At 49.1% G+C, this 20,073-nt stretch carries 19 protein-coding genes; 3 read left to right on the forward strand and 16 right to left on the reverse strand.

What is annotated here, in order from left to right; translation table 11 throughout:
* Positions 1-9: 9 nt before the first annotated feature.
* The 14 genes from IRJ25_RS09205 to IRJ25_RS09270 form a co-directional block, all read right to left on the reverse strand.
* Positions 10-1,047 carry a rod shape-determining protein gene (locus IRJ25_RS09205; protein ID WP_074037493.1) on the reverse strand — a complete coding sequence of 346 codons (1,038 nt, stop codon included), beginning with the start codon at positions 1,045-1,047 and terminating at the stop codon, positions 10-12.
* Positions 1,048-1,245: 198 nt separating this feature from the next.
* Positions 1,246-1,686, reverse strand: coding sequence for a hypothetical protein (locus IRJ25_RS09210; protein WP_269318140.1), 441 nt, complete (start codon positions 1,684-1,686; stop codon positions 1,246-1,248).
* Between the two features lie 57 nt (positions 1,687-1,743).
* The gene (locus IRJ25_RS09215; RefSeq protein ID WP_269318141.1) at positions 1,744-1,941 is read right to left on the reverse strand and encodes a hypothetical protein; all 198 of its coding nucleotides are present in this window, start codon (positions 1,939-1,941) and stop codon (positions 1,744-1,746) included.
* Positions 1,942-2,257: 316 nt separating this feature from the next.
* Positions 2,258-2,887: a RadC family protein gene (radC, locus tag IRJ25_RS09220; protein WP_215244106.1), complete on the reverse strand. Its 630-nt coding sequence runs from the start codon at positions 2,885-2,887 to the stop codon at positions 2,258-2,260.
* Between the two features lie 20 nt (positions 2,888-2,907).
* Positions 2,908-3,492 (reverse strand): Maf family protein, encoded by a 585-nt coding sequence (locus tag IRJ25_RS09225; protein ID WP_078146555.1) that lies wholly within the window; start codon positions 3,490-3,492, stop codon positions 2,908-2,910.
* 140 nt (positions 3,493-3,632) lie between these two features.
* Entirely contained in the window at positions 3,633-4,340 is a 708-nt protein-coding gene (locus tag IRJ25_RS09230) for a hypothetical protein (protein ID WP_074037502.1), read from the reverse strand.
* On the reverse strand, positions 4,337-5,908 hold the full coding sequence (pilM, locus tag IRJ25_RS09235; RefSeq protein ID WP_269318142.1) for a pilus assembly protein PilM: 1,572 nt from the start codon (positions 5,906-5,908) through the stop codon (positions 4,337-4,339). Before pilM ends, IRJ25_RS09230 begins: the two co-directional genes overlap by 4 nt.
* Positions 5,909-5,920: 12 nt before the next feature.
* A complete protein-coding gene (locus IRJ25_RS09240; RefSeq protein WP_159561981.1) occupies positions 5,921-6,673 on the reverse strand; it encodes a prepilin peptidase in 753 nt (250 codons plus the stop codon).
* Between the two features lie 98 nt (positions 6,674-6,771).
* The gene (locus tag IRJ25_RS09245; protein WP_269318143.1) at positions 6,772-7,248 is read right to left on the reverse strand and encodes a prepilin-type N-terminal cleavage/methylation domain-containing protein; all 477 of its coding nucleotides are present in this window, start codon (positions 7,246-7,248) and stop codon (positions 6,772-6,774) included.
* Between the two features lie 141 nt (positions 7,249-7,389).
* Positions 7,390-8,607, reverse strand: a complete 1,218-nt coding sequence (locus tag IRJ25_RS09250) for a type II secretion system F family protein (protein WP_159561979.1) — start codon at positions 8,605-8,607, stop codon at positions 7,390-7,392.
* Positions 8,608-8,613: 6 nt separating this feature from the next.
* The gene (locus tag IRJ25_RS09255; RefSeq protein ID WP_214782609.1) at positions 8,614-9,651 is read right to left on the reverse strand and encodes a type IV pilus twitching motility protein PilT; all 1,038 of its coding nucleotides are present in this window, start codon (positions 9,649-9,651) and stop codon (positions 8,614-8,616) included.
* Positions 9,644-11,314, reverse strand: a complete 1,671-nt coding sequence (locus tag IRJ25_RS09260; protein WP_214782606.1) for a GspE/PulE family protein — start codon at positions 11,312-11,314, stop codon at positions 9,644-9,646. Before IRJ25_RS09260 ends, IRJ25_RS09255 begins: the two co-directional genes overlap by 8 nt.
* 1 nt (position 11,315) lies before the next feature.
* Positions 11,316-11,606: a hypothetical protein gene (locus IRJ25_RS09265; protein WP_047795511.1), complete on the reverse strand. Its 291-nt coding sequence runs from the start codon at positions 11,604-11,606 to the stop codon at positions 11,316-11,318.
* Entirely contained in the window at positions 11,603-12,829 is a 1,227-nt protein-coding gene (locus IRJ25_RS09270) for a G5 domain-containing protein (protein WP_269318144.1), read from the reverse strand. The genes IRJ25_RS09265 and IRJ25_RS09270 overlap by 4 nt, the downstream gene beginning before the upstream one ends.
* A gap of 157 nt (positions 12,830-12,986) precedes the next feature.
* Between IRJ25_RS09270 and IRJ25_RS09275 the strand changes: the two genes are divergently transcribed.
* The 3 genes from IRJ25_RS09275 to IRJ25_RS09285 are packed head-to-tail and all read left to right on the forward strand — an operon-like array spanning position 12,987 to position 15,619.
* Complete coding sequence (locus IRJ25_RS09275) at positions 12,987-13,442, forward strand: type IV pilus modification PilV family protein (RefSeq protein WP_269318145.1); 456 nt, start codon at positions 12,987-12,989, stop codon at positions 13,440-13,442.
* Entirely contained in the window at positions 13,390-13,953 is a 564-nt protein-coding gene (locus IRJ25_RS09280) for a prepilin-type N-terminal cleavage/methylation domain-containing protein (protein WP_235439549.1), read from the forward strand. The genes IRJ25_RS09275 and IRJ25_RS09280 overlap by 53 nt, the downstream gene beginning before the upstream one ends.
* Positions 13,954-13,969: 16 nt before the next feature.
* Positions 13,970-15,619 (forward strand): hypothetical protein, encoded by a 1,650-nt coding sequence (locus IRJ25_RS09285; protein WP_269318146.1) that lies wholly within the window; start codon positions 13,970-13,972, stop codon positions 15,617-15,619.
* 46 nt (positions 15,620-15,665) lie between these two features.
* On the opposite strand, the gene IRJ25_RS09290 is transcribed toward IRJ25_RS09285, so the two are convergent.
* Positions 15,666-16,310, reverse strand: coding sequence for a hypothetical protein (locus IRJ25_RS09290; RefSeq protein ID WP_269318147.1), 645 nt, complete (start codon positions 16,308-16,310; stop codon positions 15,666-15,668).
* A gap of 22 nt (positions 16,311-16,332) precedes the next feature.
* Complete coding sequence (locus tag IRJ25_RS09295; protein WP_269318148.1) at positions 16,333-20,067, reverse strand: DUF5057 domain-containing protein; 3,735 nt, start codon at positions 20,065-20,067, stop codon at positions 16,333-16,335.
* Positions 20,068-20,073 lie beyond the last annotated feature (6 nt).

Consider the following 20,073-nt stretch of genomic DNA (forward strand, 5'->3'; position numbering starts at 1 on the left):
TCTCACCTCTCATCGACGTGACGAGATGCCTGATTTCGAACGGAGGACGTCCATCATTTCAAGAGATTTTCCAGTCCCGACCGCTACGCAGTCGAGTGGCTCATCCGCAACGAGTGTCGGGATGTGTGTCTCGTCTGAGATCACGTCGTCCAAGTTTTTGAGGAGGGCGCCGCCGCCAGTCAAGACGATTCCGCGGTCCATAACGTCAGCCGCAAGCTCTGGAGGAGTTTGCTCAAGCGTTTGCTTGACCCCTGCTAAAATCGCTTCGACTGTATCAGAAAGAGCTTCACACACTTCTGCAGACGTGACTTCGATTTGTTTTGGAAGTCCTGTTACGAGGTCGCGACCACGGATTTCCATCTTCTCCGCTTCGTTCGATGCATCGATGCGCGCCGAACCTACTTCCATTTTGAGCGTCTCAGATGTACGCTCCCCGATCATGAGGTTGTACTTGTTCTTGATGTAACGAATAATGGCATCATCCATTTCGTCACCACCGACACGAATCGATTGGCTTGTCACGATGCCGCCGAGTGAGATCACTGCGACTTCGGTCGTACCGCCACCGATATCGACGACCATCGAGCCAGTCGGTTCCCAAACTGGGAGGCCTGCACCGATTGCTGCCGCGAACGGTTCTTCAATTGTGTATGCTTCACGAGCGCCTGCTTGTTTCGCAGCGTCTTCCACGGCACGTTTTTCAACAGACGTGATACCGCTTGGGACACAAATCATGACGTTCGTCTTCGATGAGAACAAACCGCCTTTTGATTTTTGAGCTTGCTCCATGAAGTATTTGATCATCGTCGCTGTCGTTTCGAAGTCAGCGATGACGCCGTCTTTCATCGGACGACGTGCAGAGACGTTCCCCGGAGTACGTCCAATCATATCTTTGGCCTGATTACCAACGGCCTCAATTCTACCGGTATCTGTGCGGAACGCCACGACGGACGGTTCACGAACAACAATTCCTTGACCCTTTACATAAACGAGCGTGTTAGCCGTTCCAAGGTCGATTCCGATCTCTCGGTTAAAACTACGAAACATAGGTGTTGCTCCTCTCTTCATTACACTATTTTTTATTATAACGGAAAAATCATGTTTGAAAACGTTCATTCGATTACAGGTTATTTACAATAACCGCATCTCAGTCCTGTCTCACCGTCTATTAGTTTGCCTTCTTTTCGGCAAAAAGGCAAATCAAAAAAGCAGACGCAAGTGAGCGTCTGCCTAAGGAGAGAACGGTTACAATCCCGGTTGGAGCGGAAGCAGTAACATCGCTCCGTAAAAGAATACCGAGAAAATCAACACCGGCCGAAAGAAGCGGGATGGCTTGAGTCGGGTCGCTCCTGCCAAAAAGCTCGATGTCGTCACGACGAAAAGGTAGATCCCGATATACATGATCAGGAGACGGACGAGTACCGTCCAGATGCCGAGTTGATCGAGTTCATTGAAAGAGAGCACAATCATACCGAGAAAAGCGATGAGCGATAGAACCCCTACGCCGACACCGACGAGCGGCGAGACGCGGTCGAGCCAGTGGTCCTGATTGAACCGCATAAACAGCGCTGTGCTCACAAATAAAAACAGGATGAACACAACGATAGAGAAGATGGTTGGTTCTAGATGTATGTAACTCACAAAAAGCGATAATCCGACCATCAGTATCCAAATTATTTTTTCCATAAAAACACCTCATTTGTTTTCTAATCAACATCTAGATTCGATTAGAGAAAACTATCTTCATTCAGACAATTCATTCGAATGTTGTGATTTCTCTTTTCCTTCGTGAAAAATCATGCAAAGAGCTAAAATCAAACAAATTAATCCGCCTAACCCAGTCGTGATCAAGGACAATTGCTCATCAAAAAAAGCTTTAATAACTCCTAAGAAAATGAGAAACACCCAACCAACCACATTCCATATTGTAATACGCGACATTCGGTAACCTCCTATGTACAAACTCATGCATCATTATTTCTACTCTCTTCAAATTCTACATCTCCATTTACCTTTTTCCAACTATATCCAAAATTTAATGGGGTTAAAGTGTCAAATTAATGAATGACCCCAACACCTATTACTACTACCGAGTATCGAACGGCTCCATAGCTCTAGAATCTTACACGGACGAGAACAAAGAAGAACATGTATCACCTTAGTCCATCAGTTTTTTCTATTCATTGTATTCTAGACTTCTATGAAAATGTGAACGAAATCCAAAAAAGCAGACATCATGATGCCTGCTCTCTACTCCTTACCCATTCATATATCCCCGCTGCTTCATGCTGACGTAATGGTCTTCCCCAATGATGACGTGGTCGAGACAGGCGATGCCGACGATATTGCCTACTTCGACCAATCGCTCGGACACCTCGATGTCCTCCCGACTCGGGGTCGCGTCCCCACTCGGATGATTGTGCACGGCGATAAAGCACGCCGCCGACAGCTTGAGCGCCTCACGAAAAACATCGCGCGGGTGCACGATCGAGGAGTTGAGCCCTCCGACGAAAAGCGTCTTCCGAGCGATCAGTTGGTTCTTCGTATTCAAATACAAACAGACGAAATGCTCCTGATTCAACAGTCTCAATTCATCCCGCAACAACTCATAGGCGTCTTGCGGCGAACGAATCGTCGGCATACTCGCTTTCGGTTCCTCGACGTATCGAATCCCGATTGTGAACGCGGCGAGGAGTTGCTCCGCCTTCTTCTTCGTCATCCCTTCGATTTTACATAAATCGTGAACGGACGCTTGTGACAGCGCCCGTAACGTCGGGTAGACGTCCGAGATACGACGAGCCGTCTCCATCGGGTCTGGTCCCCGTCCTCCGATTTGAAGCAATCTGGCGATGGCGGTCTCTACACTACGGTCAAGCACCATGGTCATTCCTTCACCTACTTTCAAGTTCACAGGAAGCGAGGCGTCACCCCATGCCGGTCGAGCGTCTTGACGAGCGGATGGATCGGCAATCCAACGACATTATAAAAATCCCCTTCGATTCCTTCGACGAAGAGACCACCCGATCCTTGAATCCCATACGCACCCGCCTTATCGTAGGGCTCTGTCGAATCCAAATAATCCGCTAGCCAGGTTTCAGGAATCTCAGCGAACGTCACACGCGTCGTCGTGACGAACAAATCTTGGGACTTACCGATGATGCTCACACCCGTCAGCACTTCATGGGTCGAACCGGATAATCGTTCAAGCATCCGTTTCGCATCCTCCCGGTCTGTCGGTTTCTCTAAAATGATGCCGTTCAAGACGACGACCGTGTCCGCGCCGATGACGATGGCATCACGGTGATGCCTTGCCACGTCCATCGCTTTCTCCCGGGCCAGACGAGCGACGTAATCACTCGGTGTCTCCCGACCGTCCGTCCCTTCCGTCACGGTAGATGGGATGACCTCATGTTTGATTCCTGCTTTCGTCAATAGCTCGGTACGTCGCGGTGACATCGAGGCGAGAATGACACGCTTCTGTGTTGAATTCATTGTATCGACTCCTTCTCTTCTTCTAAAACGGCGTTCCTTCCCGTTTCGGTCTTCACTGTTGATTGTAGGCAACGTGCCTCCTAAACACAATTACCCGCGACGAAAAACACGCCCCTTCAATTGCGAAGGGACGTGCCGACTTATGGTGTCGTATAGTCGTATACCGGGATATCCTTTTGCTCAAACGCCGGTTCCGGAATGTATCGGTCTGGAACGAGTTGGTCGAGGTCCGGACGATAGAAGGCATCAAGCTCGACTGTAAACTCGAGCGACTGCACTTCTTCGACCGTATTCGGTCCCGTCTCGGCAGGTCCGGTAAATTGAACCGTCCGTAACACGTGAATCCGATTCATCGACTCGATCGACTCCAAGAAGGAGACGAGCGCTTCATACGTCTCTGCTTGCAAGTTGACCGTTGAACGGACCGTAGAAGCGTTGACAGGTGCAACGTCCGTTGGTTCAGCTGGTTCATTCGTCGCACTCACATCAGCCGGATTGAACGGCTCGACCGTTTCCGGCACTTCTGACTCAGCCACAACGCCATCCGCAAATGCGATACTTGTCACATTGACACCCGCAAGAAGACTTGCCTGCGACAACGCCTCAACGACCGTGTCGAGGGCAGGAACTGTTGGAACCCGTGTCTGAAGCGTCTGAGAGTCCGCTACATCAACGGCTTTTCCTTCTTGGCGCAATAACTCCAGTTTTGTTTGTTCGAGCGAGAGGTCGCGTTCAAGCGCTTCGACCTCTCCTTGTTTGACGTAATACGTATAGCCAAAGTAAGCCGGTGCGATGATTGCGGCAAGGAGGCAAATCGCAAATAACGCGTAGATTGTCGAACGTTTCATTGACTCACCACCTCCTCATCCGTGTCCTCTTCCTCTGTCAACTCGTCTTCCACGTCTTGGAACATGAACGTAAACTCTCCGATATAGCGTGGAAGCGGATCTTCTTCTAATGAGTTTTCCTCTTCTTCTGCATCCACATCCGCTTTCAACTCCGTCGTCACACCGAGGAGTTTGACGTCGAGGAACCGCTCATCGGTCATGAGAGAGCGCTGGAATGCGTTCAAGTCTTCTAACGTCTCGAATTGAGTTCGGACGCTCATGATGGAGCCATCCGCGTAGTTATACGTCAAGACGTAGCCAGTAGGCGGCAACTGCTCAGTCAACGCGCGCAGTGCTGGGACCGCATCCTTTTCCATGTCGGTCAACGCCGTCACGGTTTGGTCGAGCGAGAGCACTTGTTGCGCTTTCGAATTCACTTGTTCGGTTTGGTAAATTTGAACGAGCTGTAACTCTTCTTCGATTCGCGTCTGTTCTGCCTCAAGTTGGCCGACCTCATAGTACAAGTATCCGGCTGCCCCTCCTCCGAGGAGAAGGGCGACGAGACCTGTCACGATTGGCCATCGGAGCGTCACGTCCGTCGAATTGATGAAGTTCGTGTCCCGATCGCGTTGAAGCATCGCCATCCCGAGGAGTGGCAACATTTGATGCGATAACGGTGTCCCGTGGGCGATGGCGAGCGGTTGCTCGACGCGCGTCACAGAGACGAGTGATTCAGACTGAATCATACGGACGAGGTCATCGACTTCCGGGACAGTTCCCGAAACGTATAACTCATCGATAGCCCGACCGTCCGTCCGCAGAGAATACCGATAGAAGTCGAGGAAACGAGCGAGTTCGTTCAACCAGTCATCCAACTGATTGGCCTTCATCTCACCGGTCCCATCATATGTATAGGTCACGACACCATCTTTCGTCCCGACTTGATACGGGAGGTCCAGTTCAATCGAGCGGATGAAACGGATCTGCCCTTCCTCAAGGACGAGCAATTGATGTGAAAACGGCGTGATATGCCAGAGTAATGTCGATTGAAGCGGATCAATCTCCGATAAACGTATGACCCCATTGGCGACCGCGACAGAACGTGGCGTGATTTTCTTCAACGCTAGACCACGTTTTTTCATGTACGCACGGAGCGACTTCGTCAATTCAATCGAAACGGCATGCAACATGACGTCCGTCTTGACCCCATCTTCTCCTAACACTTCGTAGTCGAACGACACGTCATCGAACGGCAAGATGATCGAGCTCCCGATTTCCATGAAGAGATAGCCACGAATCTCGTCCTTCGGAATCGAAGAAGGAATCTCGACTTTCCGTGACAACACTTCGGTCTCGTCCAATGCCACCGCACACGTCATCCCGCGTCGCACTTTCAACTTGCGACAGAGTTCATCGAAAGCGAGACTGAACGCCGTCTCATCGAGAATCTTCCCTTCTCCATACGCATCTTTTGCTAACTGAACCGAGGCGCTTCGTTTGAACACCCCTTGTTTGATGACGGCCCCGTGGATGCTGAGCGCATCAAACGAAAAATACGTGACCGTCCCTTTCTCTATCCCACGACTCATGATCGTTTCCCCCTACATCAACTCAAAATACCAATCAAAAAAACTTTCACTAAACCAAAACGTCAACATCGTCCCGAGCGCAATCGACGGGACAAACGGAATCGGTTGCTTTCGCCCGATTTTTTTTGTGATCATCAACCCGATCCCGACAATTGCCCCAATCAAACTCGATAGAAACAAGGCGACGAGCACGTCACGCGGACCGAGCACAAGACCAATCATAGTAAACAATTTGACGTCCCCTGCCCCAAGTCCCCCTTTTGACACGAAAAAGACGGTCGCTAGGAGCGAAAATCCGAGCAACGCCCCTACAAGTGGCGTCCACCAAGATGCCCCTGTCAGATAGGTGAGGAGGAGTAATACCGGTGCCGTGAATTGCAAGATGACATTCGGCACGAGCATCGTCGATAAATCAGACATCGCCAAAGCGAGTAAGGTCGACAAGAAAGCGAACGCGAGAAGCGTCGTCACACTAAATCCGTAGAGTGAAAAGCTATAGCCATATCCAATGGCTCCAAGTAATTCAAAGATCGGATACGTCGGCGCGATCCGCTCGCCACACCCGTGACATCTGCCTCTTAAGGCGAGATAGCCGAAAATCGGGATGAGTTCCCACGGTGATAATTCGTGACCGCAAGACGGACAATGTGACCGCGGCGTCACAATCGATTGCTGACGTGGCACGCGGAGCCCGACGACGTTGGTGAACGATGTGATGACCGCCCCGAGGACGATGCTATATAGGAATCCAATCGATTCAATCAAGGAAGGACCCTCCTTTTGTCAGTATATGCCAAAAATAGAAAACCGGCTAGGCTGAGCGAGTGCCCAGCGCCAGCCGGAGGGATGTTTTGCTTTACACCTTATTTAACATCATCTTTATCTAAATCACCACTTGCAATCGTTCCAGCTGCTGTAGCCGCAGTGCCAATATCTTCTGCTCCATCTAGCCATACTTGGTACTTGTATTTATTGTTTGTACCTTTAGAAACATAAACAACACCATTTGTATAATTTGTGCCAAATGGGTCTTTCATAGTATCAATCATATTCGAACCATCTACCTCTGTAGCACCTGGCGCTCCAACAAAACGAATTACCGTTCCGTCAGCAACGTCATTCGAAGCAACATACAACTTCGCCGCACTAACCATTTGTTTCGCATCGGCGACCATTGCATCTTTCTTCGAGTTCTCGATGATTCCACCAATCGCAACGACTGCGATGGCTGCGATAATTCCTAAAATAACGACGACGACGAGTAACTCGACAAGTGTGAGCCCACGCTCATCTTTTAACTGTTTGGCATCTTGCCAAATCATTTTCAACTTCTCTACCATAATTCATTCTCCCCTTTTACGTAATGTGCTGTGTGTAAACTAGATAAATTACTTTAGACCTAATATAGAAGTAGAACAATTTTACTATACCTTCTAAATATAGTATTGAAAAGGTATATTTTCAAAAGCTTGCATATTGCTTTACTGATTCTGAATATCACCATAGATTTGGAACATCGGTACGACGATCGAGATGACGATGACCCCGACGACACTTGCCAATACGACGATGAGAAGCGGCTCGATAATCGACTTCAAACGGTCGGTTGTCGTCTCGACCTCCGTCTCATAAAACTCAGCGACTTCGTTCAACATCGAATCCAAATCACCGCTCTCTTCCCCGACGGCGATCATCTGAGTCATGAGTGCCGGGAAGTTCGCATTTCGCATGAGCGGCTCGTGAAGCGGGACCCCTTGCGCCATCATGTCACGTGCCTCCGTCAGTCCTTTCCGGATGACGCGGTTCGATACGATACGTTCGGTGATTTCAATCGCCGTCAAAATCGGGACGGCCGCTTGTAGAAGGACCGCTAAACTTCGCGTTAGCAATGCAATCTGAGATTTCATCACAATCGTTCCGAAAATCGGCATCTTCAATAGCAAGCCATCGATGACGAACCGTTCCCGGTCCCGCTTCAACATCCAGGTGAAGGTGAGAACTCCAAGAATCGCGAGTCCGAGTAACAACCACCAGAAGGCCGCGATGAAATCGGAGACCGCGACTACAATGCGCGTGATGAGCGGAAGCTCACCGCCGAGTTGACCAAAGATGCTCGCAAACGTCGGGACGACGTTCACCATTAAAAAGGCGACCACGCCGATGGCGACGATGGAGACGACCAACGGATACGTGAGGGCAGAAATGACCTTCCGCTTCACATCATATTGTTTTTGAAGTTGGAGCCCGATTTGATCGAGCGCCTCCTCCAAGTTCCCGCTCGTCTCCCCGGCAAGTGCCATCGAACTAAAGAAGTTCGAAAAGACGCGTGGATGTTTTTTGATCGCCTCGGAATAGGCAATCCCTTCCTTCAAATCATCCTCGACTTGACTCAGTGCTTTCTTCAATACGTTCGACTCGGTCTGTACCCGTAAGATTGAAGTCGCACGAACAATCGGGACACCCGCCCGGATGAGCGTCGCGAACTGACGGACGTACATGATCAAGTGTTCGATTTTGACTCGTTCTGGCAGCAAATTGACCTCTTTGTTCAGTCCGGTCGATTCGAGCTCGGCCAAGTCCGTTACGAGAATAGATTCTTGACGCAACTTTTCTTTCGCTTCCCGAAGCGAGACGGCCGTGACGCGACCTTTCTTACGCTTCCCGTTCAGGAGCTTTCCTTCATACTGAAATATCGCCATCACTCATCACCTCATCTCTTCTGTCGGGACGGCGTTCGGATTGATGATCCCTTGCCGAACAAGTTGTTCGATGGCAGCATCCATCGACTGCATCCCGTGCTGGCGACTCGTCTGGATGACGGTCGGCAACTGGAACTCTTTTTCATTTCGAATCAAGTTGGCAACAGCCGGATTCCCTAACATGATTTCCATGGCGGCGACGCGTCCTTTCGGCACATCAACCCGTGGAAATAACCGTTGACTCACGACACCGAGTAAGACGTTCGCGAGTTGTGTCCGGATTTGGTCCTGTTGCTCAGCTGGGAACGCGTCGATGATTCGACTCACCGTCGACATCGCACTCGATGTATGGAGCGTTGCCATGACGAGGTGCCCCGTCTCTGCGGCGGTCATCGCCGTCGAGATGGTCTCCAAGTCACGCATCTCCCCGAGCAGAATGACGTCAGGGTCTTGCCGTAAGGCGGCCCTTAGACCACTCACAAATTTCATGACGTCAGAGCCGATTTCCCGTTGGTCGACAATACTTTGGTCGTGGGAATGTAAATACTCGATCGGATCTTCTAGCGTGATGATTCGTTTTCGCTGCGTCCGATTGATTTCATGAATCATCGCCGCGAGCGTCGTCGATTTCCCTGAACCCGTCGGACCCGTGACCAAGATGAGACCATGTGGTTTCTCAATCAGACGCTTCAGTACCGTCGGCAGATTGAGTTCGTTCAAGGTCGGGATTTCCCCGGAAATGGACCGGAACGCGATGGCAATCGTGCCTCGTTGATAATAGGCGTTGACCCGGAAACGGGAGACACGTGGGACGCCGAACGAGAAATCAAGATCTCGTTCATGCTCGAGACGTTCGCGCATATCGTCGGTCATGATTTCTTTTAAATATCCTTCGAGATGGTGCGGCAATACCTTCTCCTCGCCCATCGTAATAAGACTCCCGTCTACTCGAATGATCGGAGGAGAACCGGCTGTCAGATGAATATCCGAGGCACGTTTCTCGACCGCATTCGTCAAGATGGTTTCGATCGATTGATTAATCATAAGCATTCTCCGTAATGACCGTTCGCAATATTTCCTCGGTCGTCGTCAAACCGGCGGCGACTTTTTCTAATCCGTCCTCAAGCAGGAATGTCGCTCCTTGTGACTTGGCATAGTCGACCATCTCAGACTCGGTCGCCTGGTTCATGATCATCCGGCGCAAGCCTTCATCAATCGGGATGACTTCGTGAATGGCGAGGCGCCCACGGTACCCTGTGAAGTTGCATGACGAGCATCCTTTTCCCCGAACGATGTGGTCGATGTGTACACCCTCTGCGTCGAACAGGCTACGTTCACTCTTCGATACCGGTTCGACTTGACCACAGTCACGACAGACGCGTCGAACGAGTCGTTGTGCCACGAGTCCCGTCGTCGAAGCGGCGACGAGGAACGGCTCAACCCCCATATCGACGAGACGGGTGATGGAGCTGATTGCTGAATTCGTATGTAGCGTTGACAACACAAGGTGACCGGTGAGCGAGGCACGAATGGCAATCTCAGCTGTCTCCGTATCCCGAATCTCTCCGACCATGACGATGTTCGGGTCTTGACGTAAAATCGAACGAAGCCCTGACGCGAACGTCAAGCCGACTTTCGAGTTGACCTGAACCTGGTTGATGCCGTCAAGTTGATACTCGACCGGGTCTTCTACCGTAATGATGTTTTTCGTTTCATCATTCAGTTCTTTTAACGAAGCATACAATGTCGAGGATTTCCCTGAACCGGTCGGACCGGTGATCAAGATAATTCCATTCGGACGTTTCAGCATGTCACGGTACGCCTGTTCGTTTCGTTCGCCAAATCCGAGTTTCGTCAAATCGGTCAGTCCTTGAGATGAGTCGAGGACCCGAATAACGATTTTCTCTCCATACATCGTCGGGAGCGTCGAGACGCGGAAATCATAGGCGCGATTGCGTAGCGTGTACTTGATCCGTCCATCTTGTGGCAGACGACTTTCTGTGATGTCGAGGTTACTCATGACTTTGAGACGCGTCAGCATGACGCTCTGAATCTTCTTCGGATAAACGGTTTCTGTGCGTAAATCACCATCAATCCGAAAGCGGACGTGAAGTTGTTTCTCATGCGGGTCGAAGTGAATATCCGAAGCGCGTTGGTCGATGGCGCTTAAGAACAACTGGTTCACGAGGCGGATAATCGGTGCATCGTCTCGACTGACAGATTCCTGTCGCTCGATTTCCGGGGCATCTTCTTTTAAAATTTCGACGAGCGAGTGATCCATCTCATAGTATCGACTAATCGTCTTTCGAATCTGTTCTCTCGTTGCGATGCCAATCTCGATGTTCATCCCTGTCTGAAGACGGACGTCATCAATGGCAATGAGATCGAGTGGGTCGGCTGTCGCCACATGTAACGTATTGCCGTTCAACTCAAACGGCATGATATCGTGTTTTTGTGCCAATGCTTTCGGTACGAGCTTCGTGACCGTCACATTGATGTCGTAGGAGTACAACTCAATGATCGGCACATGCAGCTGTTCATGAATCATTTGAATCAACTGTGTCTCGGTAATATGGTTTAGTCGAATTAAGGCATCCCCTAGTTTTTCTCCGGGACGCTTCTGTGCAAGCGCCTCATCGAGCTGACTCGTCGTAATGAGCGCAGCCTCGATGAGCATCTCACCTAATCTTCGTTTCGTTCGTCTCACGTTACTTCACCATCCTTTGAGGAGCCTCCTCCTGCTCGGTCTTGTCGTTCCGTTCTTCGACAAAGACGCTCGCAGCCACTCCTCCAATCAATGCAACGATAAGAATCACCCATGCCCACCATGTTTGAACGAGTGATTCTTCTACCATCAAATAGACGCCACCAGACAGAAGGGCAGTCCACAGGCTGATGACAAGCTTCGTTTCACGTTTTCTCGTCATCGGAACGGATAAAGCGAACAGTGTCAATGTGGCGAGTACCCAAAAGCCGAGTAAAATCAAATAGCCGATCATCCCACTGCCTCCTCTTCTGCAGGTTCTTCTAATACGGGCGGTTCTGCCTCAAATGGGTCGTCGTTCGAATCATTCGGGAACGGGTCTTCTTCCTCGTCCTCATCCGGGAATGTCGGGATGACCGGTTCGACCGGATCCGGTGGCGGAAGCGGAACGGAACTCTTCGTCACGATTTCCGGTGTCGGTGCATAAAAATCAAACCCGAGTAATTCCAACGTCTCCCCTTCTTCAGTCACAGTGACCCGGTAGAGCTTACCTGACTGTCCATCTTGACCTGACTGGGTGACCGATGAACTGCCTGACGGGAGCGAAGATGAGAAGCGCACGACTTTTTGATGCGGTACCGTCTTCACTTCTTCAACTCTCGCTTCGAAAGCGGCGTCAAAAGGTTGACCGAGCAATTGAACCGTCACAGAACCCCCTTCATCCAAGACGAGGATGGCATATGATGTGTCTTCTCGGTTTTGAACAGCAAAGTTCGAGCGCTCATCTACTTTCGTGTCATAGCCTAGCTCCACCCCGGAAGGAAGTGTTTCGTGAGGCACACGTTCGAGAATGGCGAACGGTGTCGCCGCAAATAGGCGATAGAATGAAGACCCTAGTGTCGTGAGCGCTTCGTAATCTTCTCCGAACGATTTGAGACTAAAGATGTCTCCCGCTGCCATCTCGAATCCGTTCATTCGATCAAGGGCTGACTGCATAGCCGGTGTCGGGCTCACAGTGAACGAGGCGACGACTTCATTTTCTGCCGCGACTTGCTCTAATGTCACAGATGACTCCAACATCGATGCGGCATCCATCAACGCCGGGGCAATCATCGTCAGCGTGACGGGTTGACCTTCGAGATAAGGCTCGACTTTCGTTTCATCTACGGATGTCAACAGCGGATAGTCACCTGTATCTTTAATGGAGTCTAACGTATTCGATACATCGAACGTCACGACCTCTTTTCCAATCTCCATGACCGTCCCATCCATCAAATTGATTGAAAAGGGTGTCGTATTAAAATCTTTAATCGCATTATCGAGACGAACGTCCGCTTCTTCTTTCGTCATCCCTGATACGTCGACACCTGCGACCGTCGTATCTTCCGTCGTATCTTTTTTATATGTAGCACTCGACTCAGCAGACGCATCTAAGTAATTGACGAGTCCAATCGTCGGTAATGTCACGAGTACGACGAGTCCAATCAAAATGATAAGATGCATCCCATACCGCTTCATGTAAAATCCCCCCGTGTCTAATCCGACTTCTATTCTATATATCCGTTCAGCGTATAACTTTAGTATAATATGTATTGTACAAAAAATAACATTTAATTCAGTATTGCATACGTTATTTTCCGATTGTTTTACTTTTTTTGAATAGGAGGTCAATGTCTTGTCGCATTCCGAAAAAGGTTTTACGCTCGTCGAAGTGCTCGTCTCCATCGTTGTTCTTTCAATTGTCTCATTCTCTTTACTTTCGATTTTCAGCCAAAGTTTGAAGACGACACACGACAGCCTCAATCAAACGATTGCGAACCAAGTGGCGCAAAACACATTACATACTCTAAATCGACGGGCCGCGTCCGTTGATAAACCGCTCGAACTGCGTCAATTGTTGAATCGGGACGGGATCAGCTCGACGTGCGACTTTTGCGAAGATACCCGAATCCATGGGGATACGTATATCGCAACCATTCAATCGCTGTCCACTTCACCCGGACATACAATTGAAGTTGAAATTTCGGTGACGACCGACCGTTTGCAAACGCCCGTCACCTTGAGAGGAGTCATTTCGAATGCGACATTGCGCGAACCGTTCCCTGAAACGGCTGTCCCGACAACTGACTGAGATGGAGAAACGTGAAGACGGCTTCACGCTCGTCGAGTTGCTCGTCACAGTCGTCGTCGCTTCGATTTTAAGTGGCGTCATCATTACGGCCTTTATCACTGGAACGCTCGGTTTTCAAATGACGAACGAGACGAGTGACCTTCGAAGCGAGGCCGACTATTTGATTGCCTCCGTGCTCTCTGACGTGAACCGGACCGAATTCGACGCCGTGACGGAAGTGGACGGCTCGTTTCAATTTTATCGATTGTCCGCTCCAGACATATCGGAAGCCGGAATGATTTACCGGGAGGCGGGATACGTGCCGACCGACTTGGTTCTCTCAGAGGATTCGTTTACGCCTTCTAATCCACAAATCACAGTCGAACGGATGACCATCCAGTTAAAAGATCCCGTGTTCGATCCGAGACGCCCGACTTACATGACCGGTGGACTCATCGAAATCGAGATGGATTTGACTCAATCAAACAATCCCGATTCTGTTACGACATTTGAAAGCTCCATCCCATTCTAAGAAAGGAGGCATCCTGATGCGAAAACGTGAAGACGGATATGTCCTCGTGCTTGTTCTCGTGACGATGGCGGCTCTCGCCGTCCTCTCGCTCGCCGCCATGCAAGTCAACTTGGCGTCGAATAAATTGACGGTCATCCGTACGGAAGATACTCAACTGAATGAAGATGCGAAAAGCGCACTTCGCCTCATCGCCGATGAGGTTCGGACACAGTTCCCGCTTCACGGAGAAGCGGAAGTCCCGACTCATATGGAATCGGAAGCGGCATTCCAAAGCAAGGTTCAGTCGCTCATCGTCAGTGACGAACCGTTCACGGCATTGACTACGGATAGTGAGGTCCGCTATTCCATCGAGCTGAAGAAAGATGCTACAGATACCGCCATTCAGACGGCGCCGTTCACGACGATTCTCCAAGTGAACGTCACGGCATCGCGACAAGTGAATCCGGAACAACCGATGCTTACCGTTGAATACACGCAAGACTTATACTTGACGGCTCTCCCGTCCTTTTTATACTACGTCCTCGGGTCCGACCAACAGTTGGACGTGAACGGCATGCCGACGATTCAAGGAAATATCTATTCAGGTGGTCCTCTCGCTTTCATGCGTCAAGCGAACTTCCAATTAAATGGTGTGGCGAAGCAGATTGAAAATGTCGATTCCAGTCGTCTTCACCTGAATGGCCGAATCGATTTAGTCGAATTGAGCGATTGCTTGAGTTGCCAGCAAGAGAACTACTTCACGGTAGGTCCGGAACAAGCTGGCGAGAAGGCAGACGCCGGGGTGTCCCCGAGTCGCTTTTCTCCATTCCAATACGACTACTCAATCATCGAATTTTTAAATCGACGACTCGACACACCGCTCGCATACACAAATGACGTCGATTCAATAATCTTTGAAGAAGGTCTGATTCGCTCGACCAATCAAGTGTTCGAACTCGAGCGCGTGCTCTCGGAAGATGGGACATCGATTATCGAACGCCCGACTTCGTACTTACGGGCGGATGCCTACAACGCCCTCACCGACCCGACCATCGTGACATTACCGGATGCCATTTCGGATCGCGCCATGTATGTCACGGAATCCATCACCGAGTCGAATGCCCCGCTTCTTTTCGACGGGGACGTCGTCATTGAATCACTCGAGAAGCTGACGATTGCACGGCCACTGATCGTACGTGGTGACTTGACCATTAAAGGGAACGTCTCCTTCAGTTCGACAGTCTACACGCTCGGTGATACGTTCATCGACCGAGCCAATATTCTTCCGATTGATGCAGACAAAGGGAACTCACTCATCCTGTTATCCAAAGGAAAGATTCTGTTGAACCGAATCAACGAGTTTGATGACACTCCGACGACGCTCCAGGCGTTCATGTATAGTGACTCGAACGAACCGACCTATGTGTATGCGGTCGGATCTATTCTCGAAGTCAACGGAGGTCTGTACAGTAAAGGACCACTCGAAGTGAACGTCTTTAGAGGGGAATTTACTGGGGGCAACGGCTTAAGCCCAGCTGAGAACTTCGACCGTCAAGTTCCAGCTCACGAGGCCGAAAAGTCTCGATTGAAACTGACGTATAACGATGCCGTGTTCAATCAATTGGAAACACTCCCTGTCACGAATCAACTTCAATTCTTCGTCAGTCATCCCGTTCAATTGAAATGAACTCAAAAAATCGGCTTCCTCTCTGATTGAGAAGAAGCCGATTTTTTTAGTTCCCCATCTTTAGAATGAGGTCCGAGTTGTAGTCTTTGGCCGTCTGTTCCATTTCCTTTGTCCATTGCGCACCGTTGTCGAGAAGCAGTTGCGTCAACTCGACTTGATTGTGACGAACCGGCTGCAATAACACCGATTCAGGATCTTGAATCGCATAGCCTTGCCCGAGTAGTTCTTTGACCGCATCGAGATTCAATGAGTCGACCGCAATCCCAAGGAGTCGTTCATCTTCAATGTAACGCATCGCCAGCTTCCATTGATCCGGACTGCCGTTCGCACTGAACAATGGTGTGATGACGGGCATCCCTTCCACTTCTTCGAATGGGTCAAGTCCTTGCTCGAAGTATGCTTCAATCACGTCTAGAGGTGCGAGCGTCACTGCTGTGGCGAATTGCTCGGCTGTCGGCACAACTTTTTTGTCTTCTAGAACAAGTCGGACGGCCTCCCATTCTTCCCTTGCCTGTAAATCTGTCAATTCTTCTTCTGTCACCGAAGAGCGTTGACTCACTTCTTTCACTAACTCGTCACCGGATAACTGCGAGAGCTCGGGTTGGGATTGACTCCAGTACAGGAGCCCTCCCAATCCGATGACGAGAATCAATCCGGTGATGCCAATCATTATTCGCTTGCGATTCATCATTCGCCAACTTTCTGCCATTCACTTAATAACGGTCATCATCCTGTCCCGAGGCATTCGTTTGGATGATGCGTACATAAAACGTGTCCTTCACGGCTTCAAACGGTTTTCCAGCCGGAAGCGTCGTGTAGACTTCCACTTTCGCCACACCAGGTTTCACTGGAATCAACTCTTTTCCTGATCCACTCACTTGAACATATTCTTCGCCGGATACAATCTCCATGCGATAGTCACGCCAAGTCGAAGTCGTAGGCCAGTACTCAAGAAGAGGTAGTCGTGGTGCCGTCCCTTCACCAATATTGATTGTCATGTCTTTTGACATCAATTGGTTCGGGTATTCGTTGACACGGACAATCGACGTGTTCGAACGAATGTTTCGTAACGCATTGTCATCGAATGTCGTCTGAATTGGAATGTCAGTCACGACACCATTATTTCCGTAACCATGGTTGGCACGTAATTCATATCCTGTCGCACTTTGTGTCACCGTCAAAGCAGATGGGATGGACCCGATTCGTTCAAACGGAATGGATACGGTTGGTGTTGAGGTCACTTGAATCGAGGCGACTTCGTTCACGCGTTTTTCTTCATCCAAACTATCCCATACCCAAAGGTCGAGTTGGCTCGGCGTTTGGCTCAAGGATGGTGCCTTGACTTGGATGGTAAAGACGGTGCTCGAAGTAGCGATATTCAAGCCACCGAAGAGGTCACCGACATCCACAGTCGCCTTAAACTGAGTCGTACCCGGTTTCAGTCCAATGATGTTCAAGTTGTTGCCAACTTGTTCAAACTTCACACTATCCCCAGATTCGACGACATAGCGAACCGACTTGTATTGAGCCGTTTCGGGCATGATTTTTGGTGTGACCGTAGTCGTTTGACCGACATACAACTCTTTCGACTGAATAGTAAGTTGCTCAGGCGGACTGATTACATTGACTTTCGACTCCGCTACGACAAGGGGTCTCTTATCGCCCGGATCGATTGTCAATCGCAACTTCGCAGTTCCTGTTTTCAAACCGGTCACAATCGCATTGTTCCCTTGGGTGACGAGTCTCGCGACACCGTTCGCATCGACGATTTCCCACTTCAAGCTACTCCATTTCGGGTTCGTAAAGGTGTTGCCTTTCGCATCCGTGATGGTCGGACTCACAATCTGCTGTGCTCCGATTTGTAAGGTGACGTCAGGAATCTTTGCTTCATACGCATACGGCGCCCCGATATTGATCAGCAAGTCTGGGAACGATGATTGAACCTCTAATTCCTTATCCCAGTCGTTGAGTTTATCTAAAATGTGATCTTGCTTCTTCGAATACTCAATTAACGTCGTTAATTGGTTATCCGCTTTTTTCAACTGGATGAGTGAGGCAGAAGGCTCGATGGCTCGGACGACTACTTCAAACTTCACGGTCCGGTCTCCACTATCGTTCGGGAGGAAAATGTTCGTGTTCCCATTTCGTTCATAGTACAAGTCCGGCTTCAACTGTAACTTGATTTCATTCGGCTTCGTGACAGGATATTCATTTCCGTTCGTGTCACGAATCGCCACGACTTCGAGTTGACTTGGCAGTTTTTCTGAGAAAGAGGTTGAATCCACTCGTAAAAACTTATCGCCCAACTGATTCGGCAATCGATCGAAACGTTCCGGATATTGAACTTGATAGTGAATCGTTCCCGTTTCGTACAAGTTGATTGTCGACGGGTCAATCGAACGGGACACTTGAATCAAGTCGGAAACATTCTCCGCACGTTTGACGTTGATGGTGAACGTATCGATCACCTTCGCATTCCGTTGATCGGACGTCTCGATTTTCACTTCAATCGGCCGATCTGCGACAACATCCGCTGCCGGAATCGTAAACTCTTTAACTTCGTAGTTGCGTAAGTTATCGAATGCGACCTGTTTCCCGTTATACGTGATTGTTGAATTGAGGAACAAGTCTTGGAAGTCATAATCGCTCGGCCGCCACATCAATTTGACATCTTGTCCCGCAGTCACTTCGACAGACCCGGCTTTTAAATCAGCAGAAGTATAGGACTGGTTTGAATCACTGACGGACTCAATCACGTTGTAAGGTTTATGATTTGCTCCGATAAAGGCGCGATACATCGTATTGATGAAGATTTTCTTCTCATCTTCTACCGAAAACTTGTTTGTGTGCCCAGCACCGGAGTAGGTGAAATTGTTTTTTGTATACGTATAGTAATGATTGTTTGCATCTCCATATACACGATTTCCACCTGTTGAATACAGGTTGTACCAAGGCGTCACATCCGGATCATTCAAATCGAGTGTGAAATATTGGTTATGGGTATTTGAGATATTTTTAATCGAATCGTCGAGGCGATACGGATAAGAAGTGAAAATCCCATCCTGTACCTTGACTGCCTTATTGGTTGTTTCAGGAGCACCAAATCCCATGTTCGTGTACATTTTTTGCCCTGAGATATTCAGTGAAGGATTGGCATTCACAAATTGACGTTCCCACTCGGACGTAGGCGATGACGAACTATTCGTACGGAAAATCGTATCGTGCGTCAACATGACGCCTTGTCCTGTTTCACTGAAACGTTTGACTTTCGCAGTGGCCGCAGCATTCATGCTTCCATAAACGTTGTACGAATCTTGGAAACCAAAGATCAGCATATCGTAGTCGTTATTGAGTAATGCCTGATCATAAGTACCACCCTCAAACTGACTCGTTGTACCGTCCGTTAAATTGAATTCATAATTCCCAGACGGGTCTACTAACATATTAGATAAATAGCTTGAAATTCTTCCGTTCGTGCCGGTTCCTGCAGTGAGCTGTAAGATGTTCGCTTTCACTTTTTCATCGAGGTAAAGAATACTCCCCTTACGATAATCCGCTCGACCTGTCAACGAATCCTTGACGACGAGCATCCAGTTCTTCGGTCCGCTAAACGTTGGACGCGATAATGTGAAATTGAGCGTTCCCGATTCTTTTGCCTGTTGCTCAATGACTTTTTCATCCGCATCAAATCGATCGTTATGGTCGTAATCGATATACAATTCTACGAATGCCGAAGGAGTTGGTGGTTGCGATAAAGTATAGGTAAAGTTGATTGGATGACGGACACCATCTTTTACTTGAATCGTCTGATTGCTAATCGACTGATTGTTGTACTTCACTTCAGTTGATTGAAATCTCGGACGGGAAATGGTGAGTTGATTCAACTGCTGCGCCATCTCACGATCGACATTCTGTTGATCATTTCGATTAAAGACTTTCACGTTCGCATAATCACGTTGATAGGCTGCCAAGCGTTTTAACTGTGTATCGCCGTTCGCAGCATCCTCATGCATCAGAAGCGGCAAGCCGACACGGACAACTGTATTAAATAGTTCCGTAGCTTTCAATTCTGTCAAATCGTTCAATTGATTTGTCGTGTCATGATTTTTCGAGTTGACGACAAGCGTCCCATTTTTATATTTCTCAGTTAAAGGACTGCTCCCAATCATGACCGCATCGAATGCACCTGTCATCGGAAAACGGGATGCGTTAAATTGTTTAATTGTCATGAATTGCACATTCACTTTTGCAGTATTTACATTCAGTGAAGCACGATACGAATTCACCGCATTATTGTATTCAGTCACTGAAAGTACTTTCGAAGCAGTAAAAGCATCACGAAGAACCAACACGTTAAAAATCGGTTGATTGGTCTCCGCAACTACTCTCTGTGGAATAATGGATATGATTAATACGAGAACCGCTATGTATTGCATGAGTTTACGCAATGAATA

Source organism: Exiguobacterium sp. KJ 601, from assembly GCF_027161185.1.
GTDB classification, from domain to species: Bacteria; Bacillota; Bacilli; order Exiguobacteriales; family Exiguobacteriaceae; genus Exiguobacterium; species Exiguobacterium profundum.

Coding starts and splice junctions, on each gene's coding strand:
- IRJ25_RS09205 (WP_074037493.1), bottom strand. CDS start 1,047: ATGTTTCGTAGTTTTAACCGAGAGATCGGAATCGACCTTGGAACGGCT.
- IRJ25_RS09210 (WP_269318140.1), bottom strand. CDS start 1,686: ATGGAAAAAATAATTTGGATACTGATGGTCGGATTATCGCTTTTTGTG.
- IRJ25_RS09215 (WP_269318141.1), bottom strand. CDS start 1,941: ATGTCGCGTATTACAATATGGAATGTGGTTGGTTGGGTGTTTCTCATT.
- radC (WP_215244106.1), bottom strand. CDS start 2,887: ATGACCATGGTGCTTGACCGTAGTGTAGAGACCGCCATCGCCAGATTG.
- IRJ25_RS09225 (WP_078146555.1), bottom strand. CDS start 3,492: ATGAATTCAACACAGAAGCGTGTCATTCTCGCCTCGATGTCACCGCGA.
- IRJ25_RS09230 (WP_074037502.1), bottom strand. CDS start 4,340: ATGAAACGTTCGACAATCTACGCGTTATTTGCGATTTGCCTCCTTGCC.
- pilM (WP_269318142.1), bottom strand. CDS start 5,908: ATGAGTCGTGGGATAGAGAAAGGGACGGTCACGTATTTTTCGTTTGAT.
- IRJ25_RS09245 (WP_269318143.1), bottom strand. CDS start 7,248: ATGGTAGAGAAGTTGAAAATGATTTGGCAAGATGCCAAACAGTTAAAA.
- IRJ25_RS09250 (WP_159561979.1), bottom strand. CDS start 8,607: ATGGCGATATTTCAGTATGAAGGAAAGCTCCTGAACGGGAAGCGTAAG.
- IRJ25_RS09255 (WP_214782609.1), bottom strand. CDS start 9,651: ATGATTAATCAATCGATCGAAACCATCTTGACGAATGCGGTCGAGAAA.
- IRJ25_RS09265 (WP_047795511.1), bottom strand. CDS start 11,606: ATGATCGGCTATTTGATTTTACTCGGCTTTTGGGTACTCGCCACATTG.
- IRJ25_RS09270 (WP_269318144.1), bottom strand. CDS start 12,829: ATGAAGCGGTATGGGATGCATCTTATCATTTTGATTGGACTCGTCGTA.
- IRJ25_RS09280 (WP_235439549.1), top strand. CDS start 13,390: ATGCGACATTGCGCGAACCGTTCCCTGAAACGGCTGTCCCGACAACTG.
- IRJ25_RS09285 (WP_269318146.1), top strand. CDS start 13,970: ATGCGAAAACGTGAAGACGGATATGTCCTCGTGCTTGTTCTCGTGACG.
- IRJ25_RS09290 (WP_269318147.1), bottom strand. CDS start 16,310: ATGATGAATCGCAAGCGAATAATGATTGGCATCACCGGATTGATTCTC.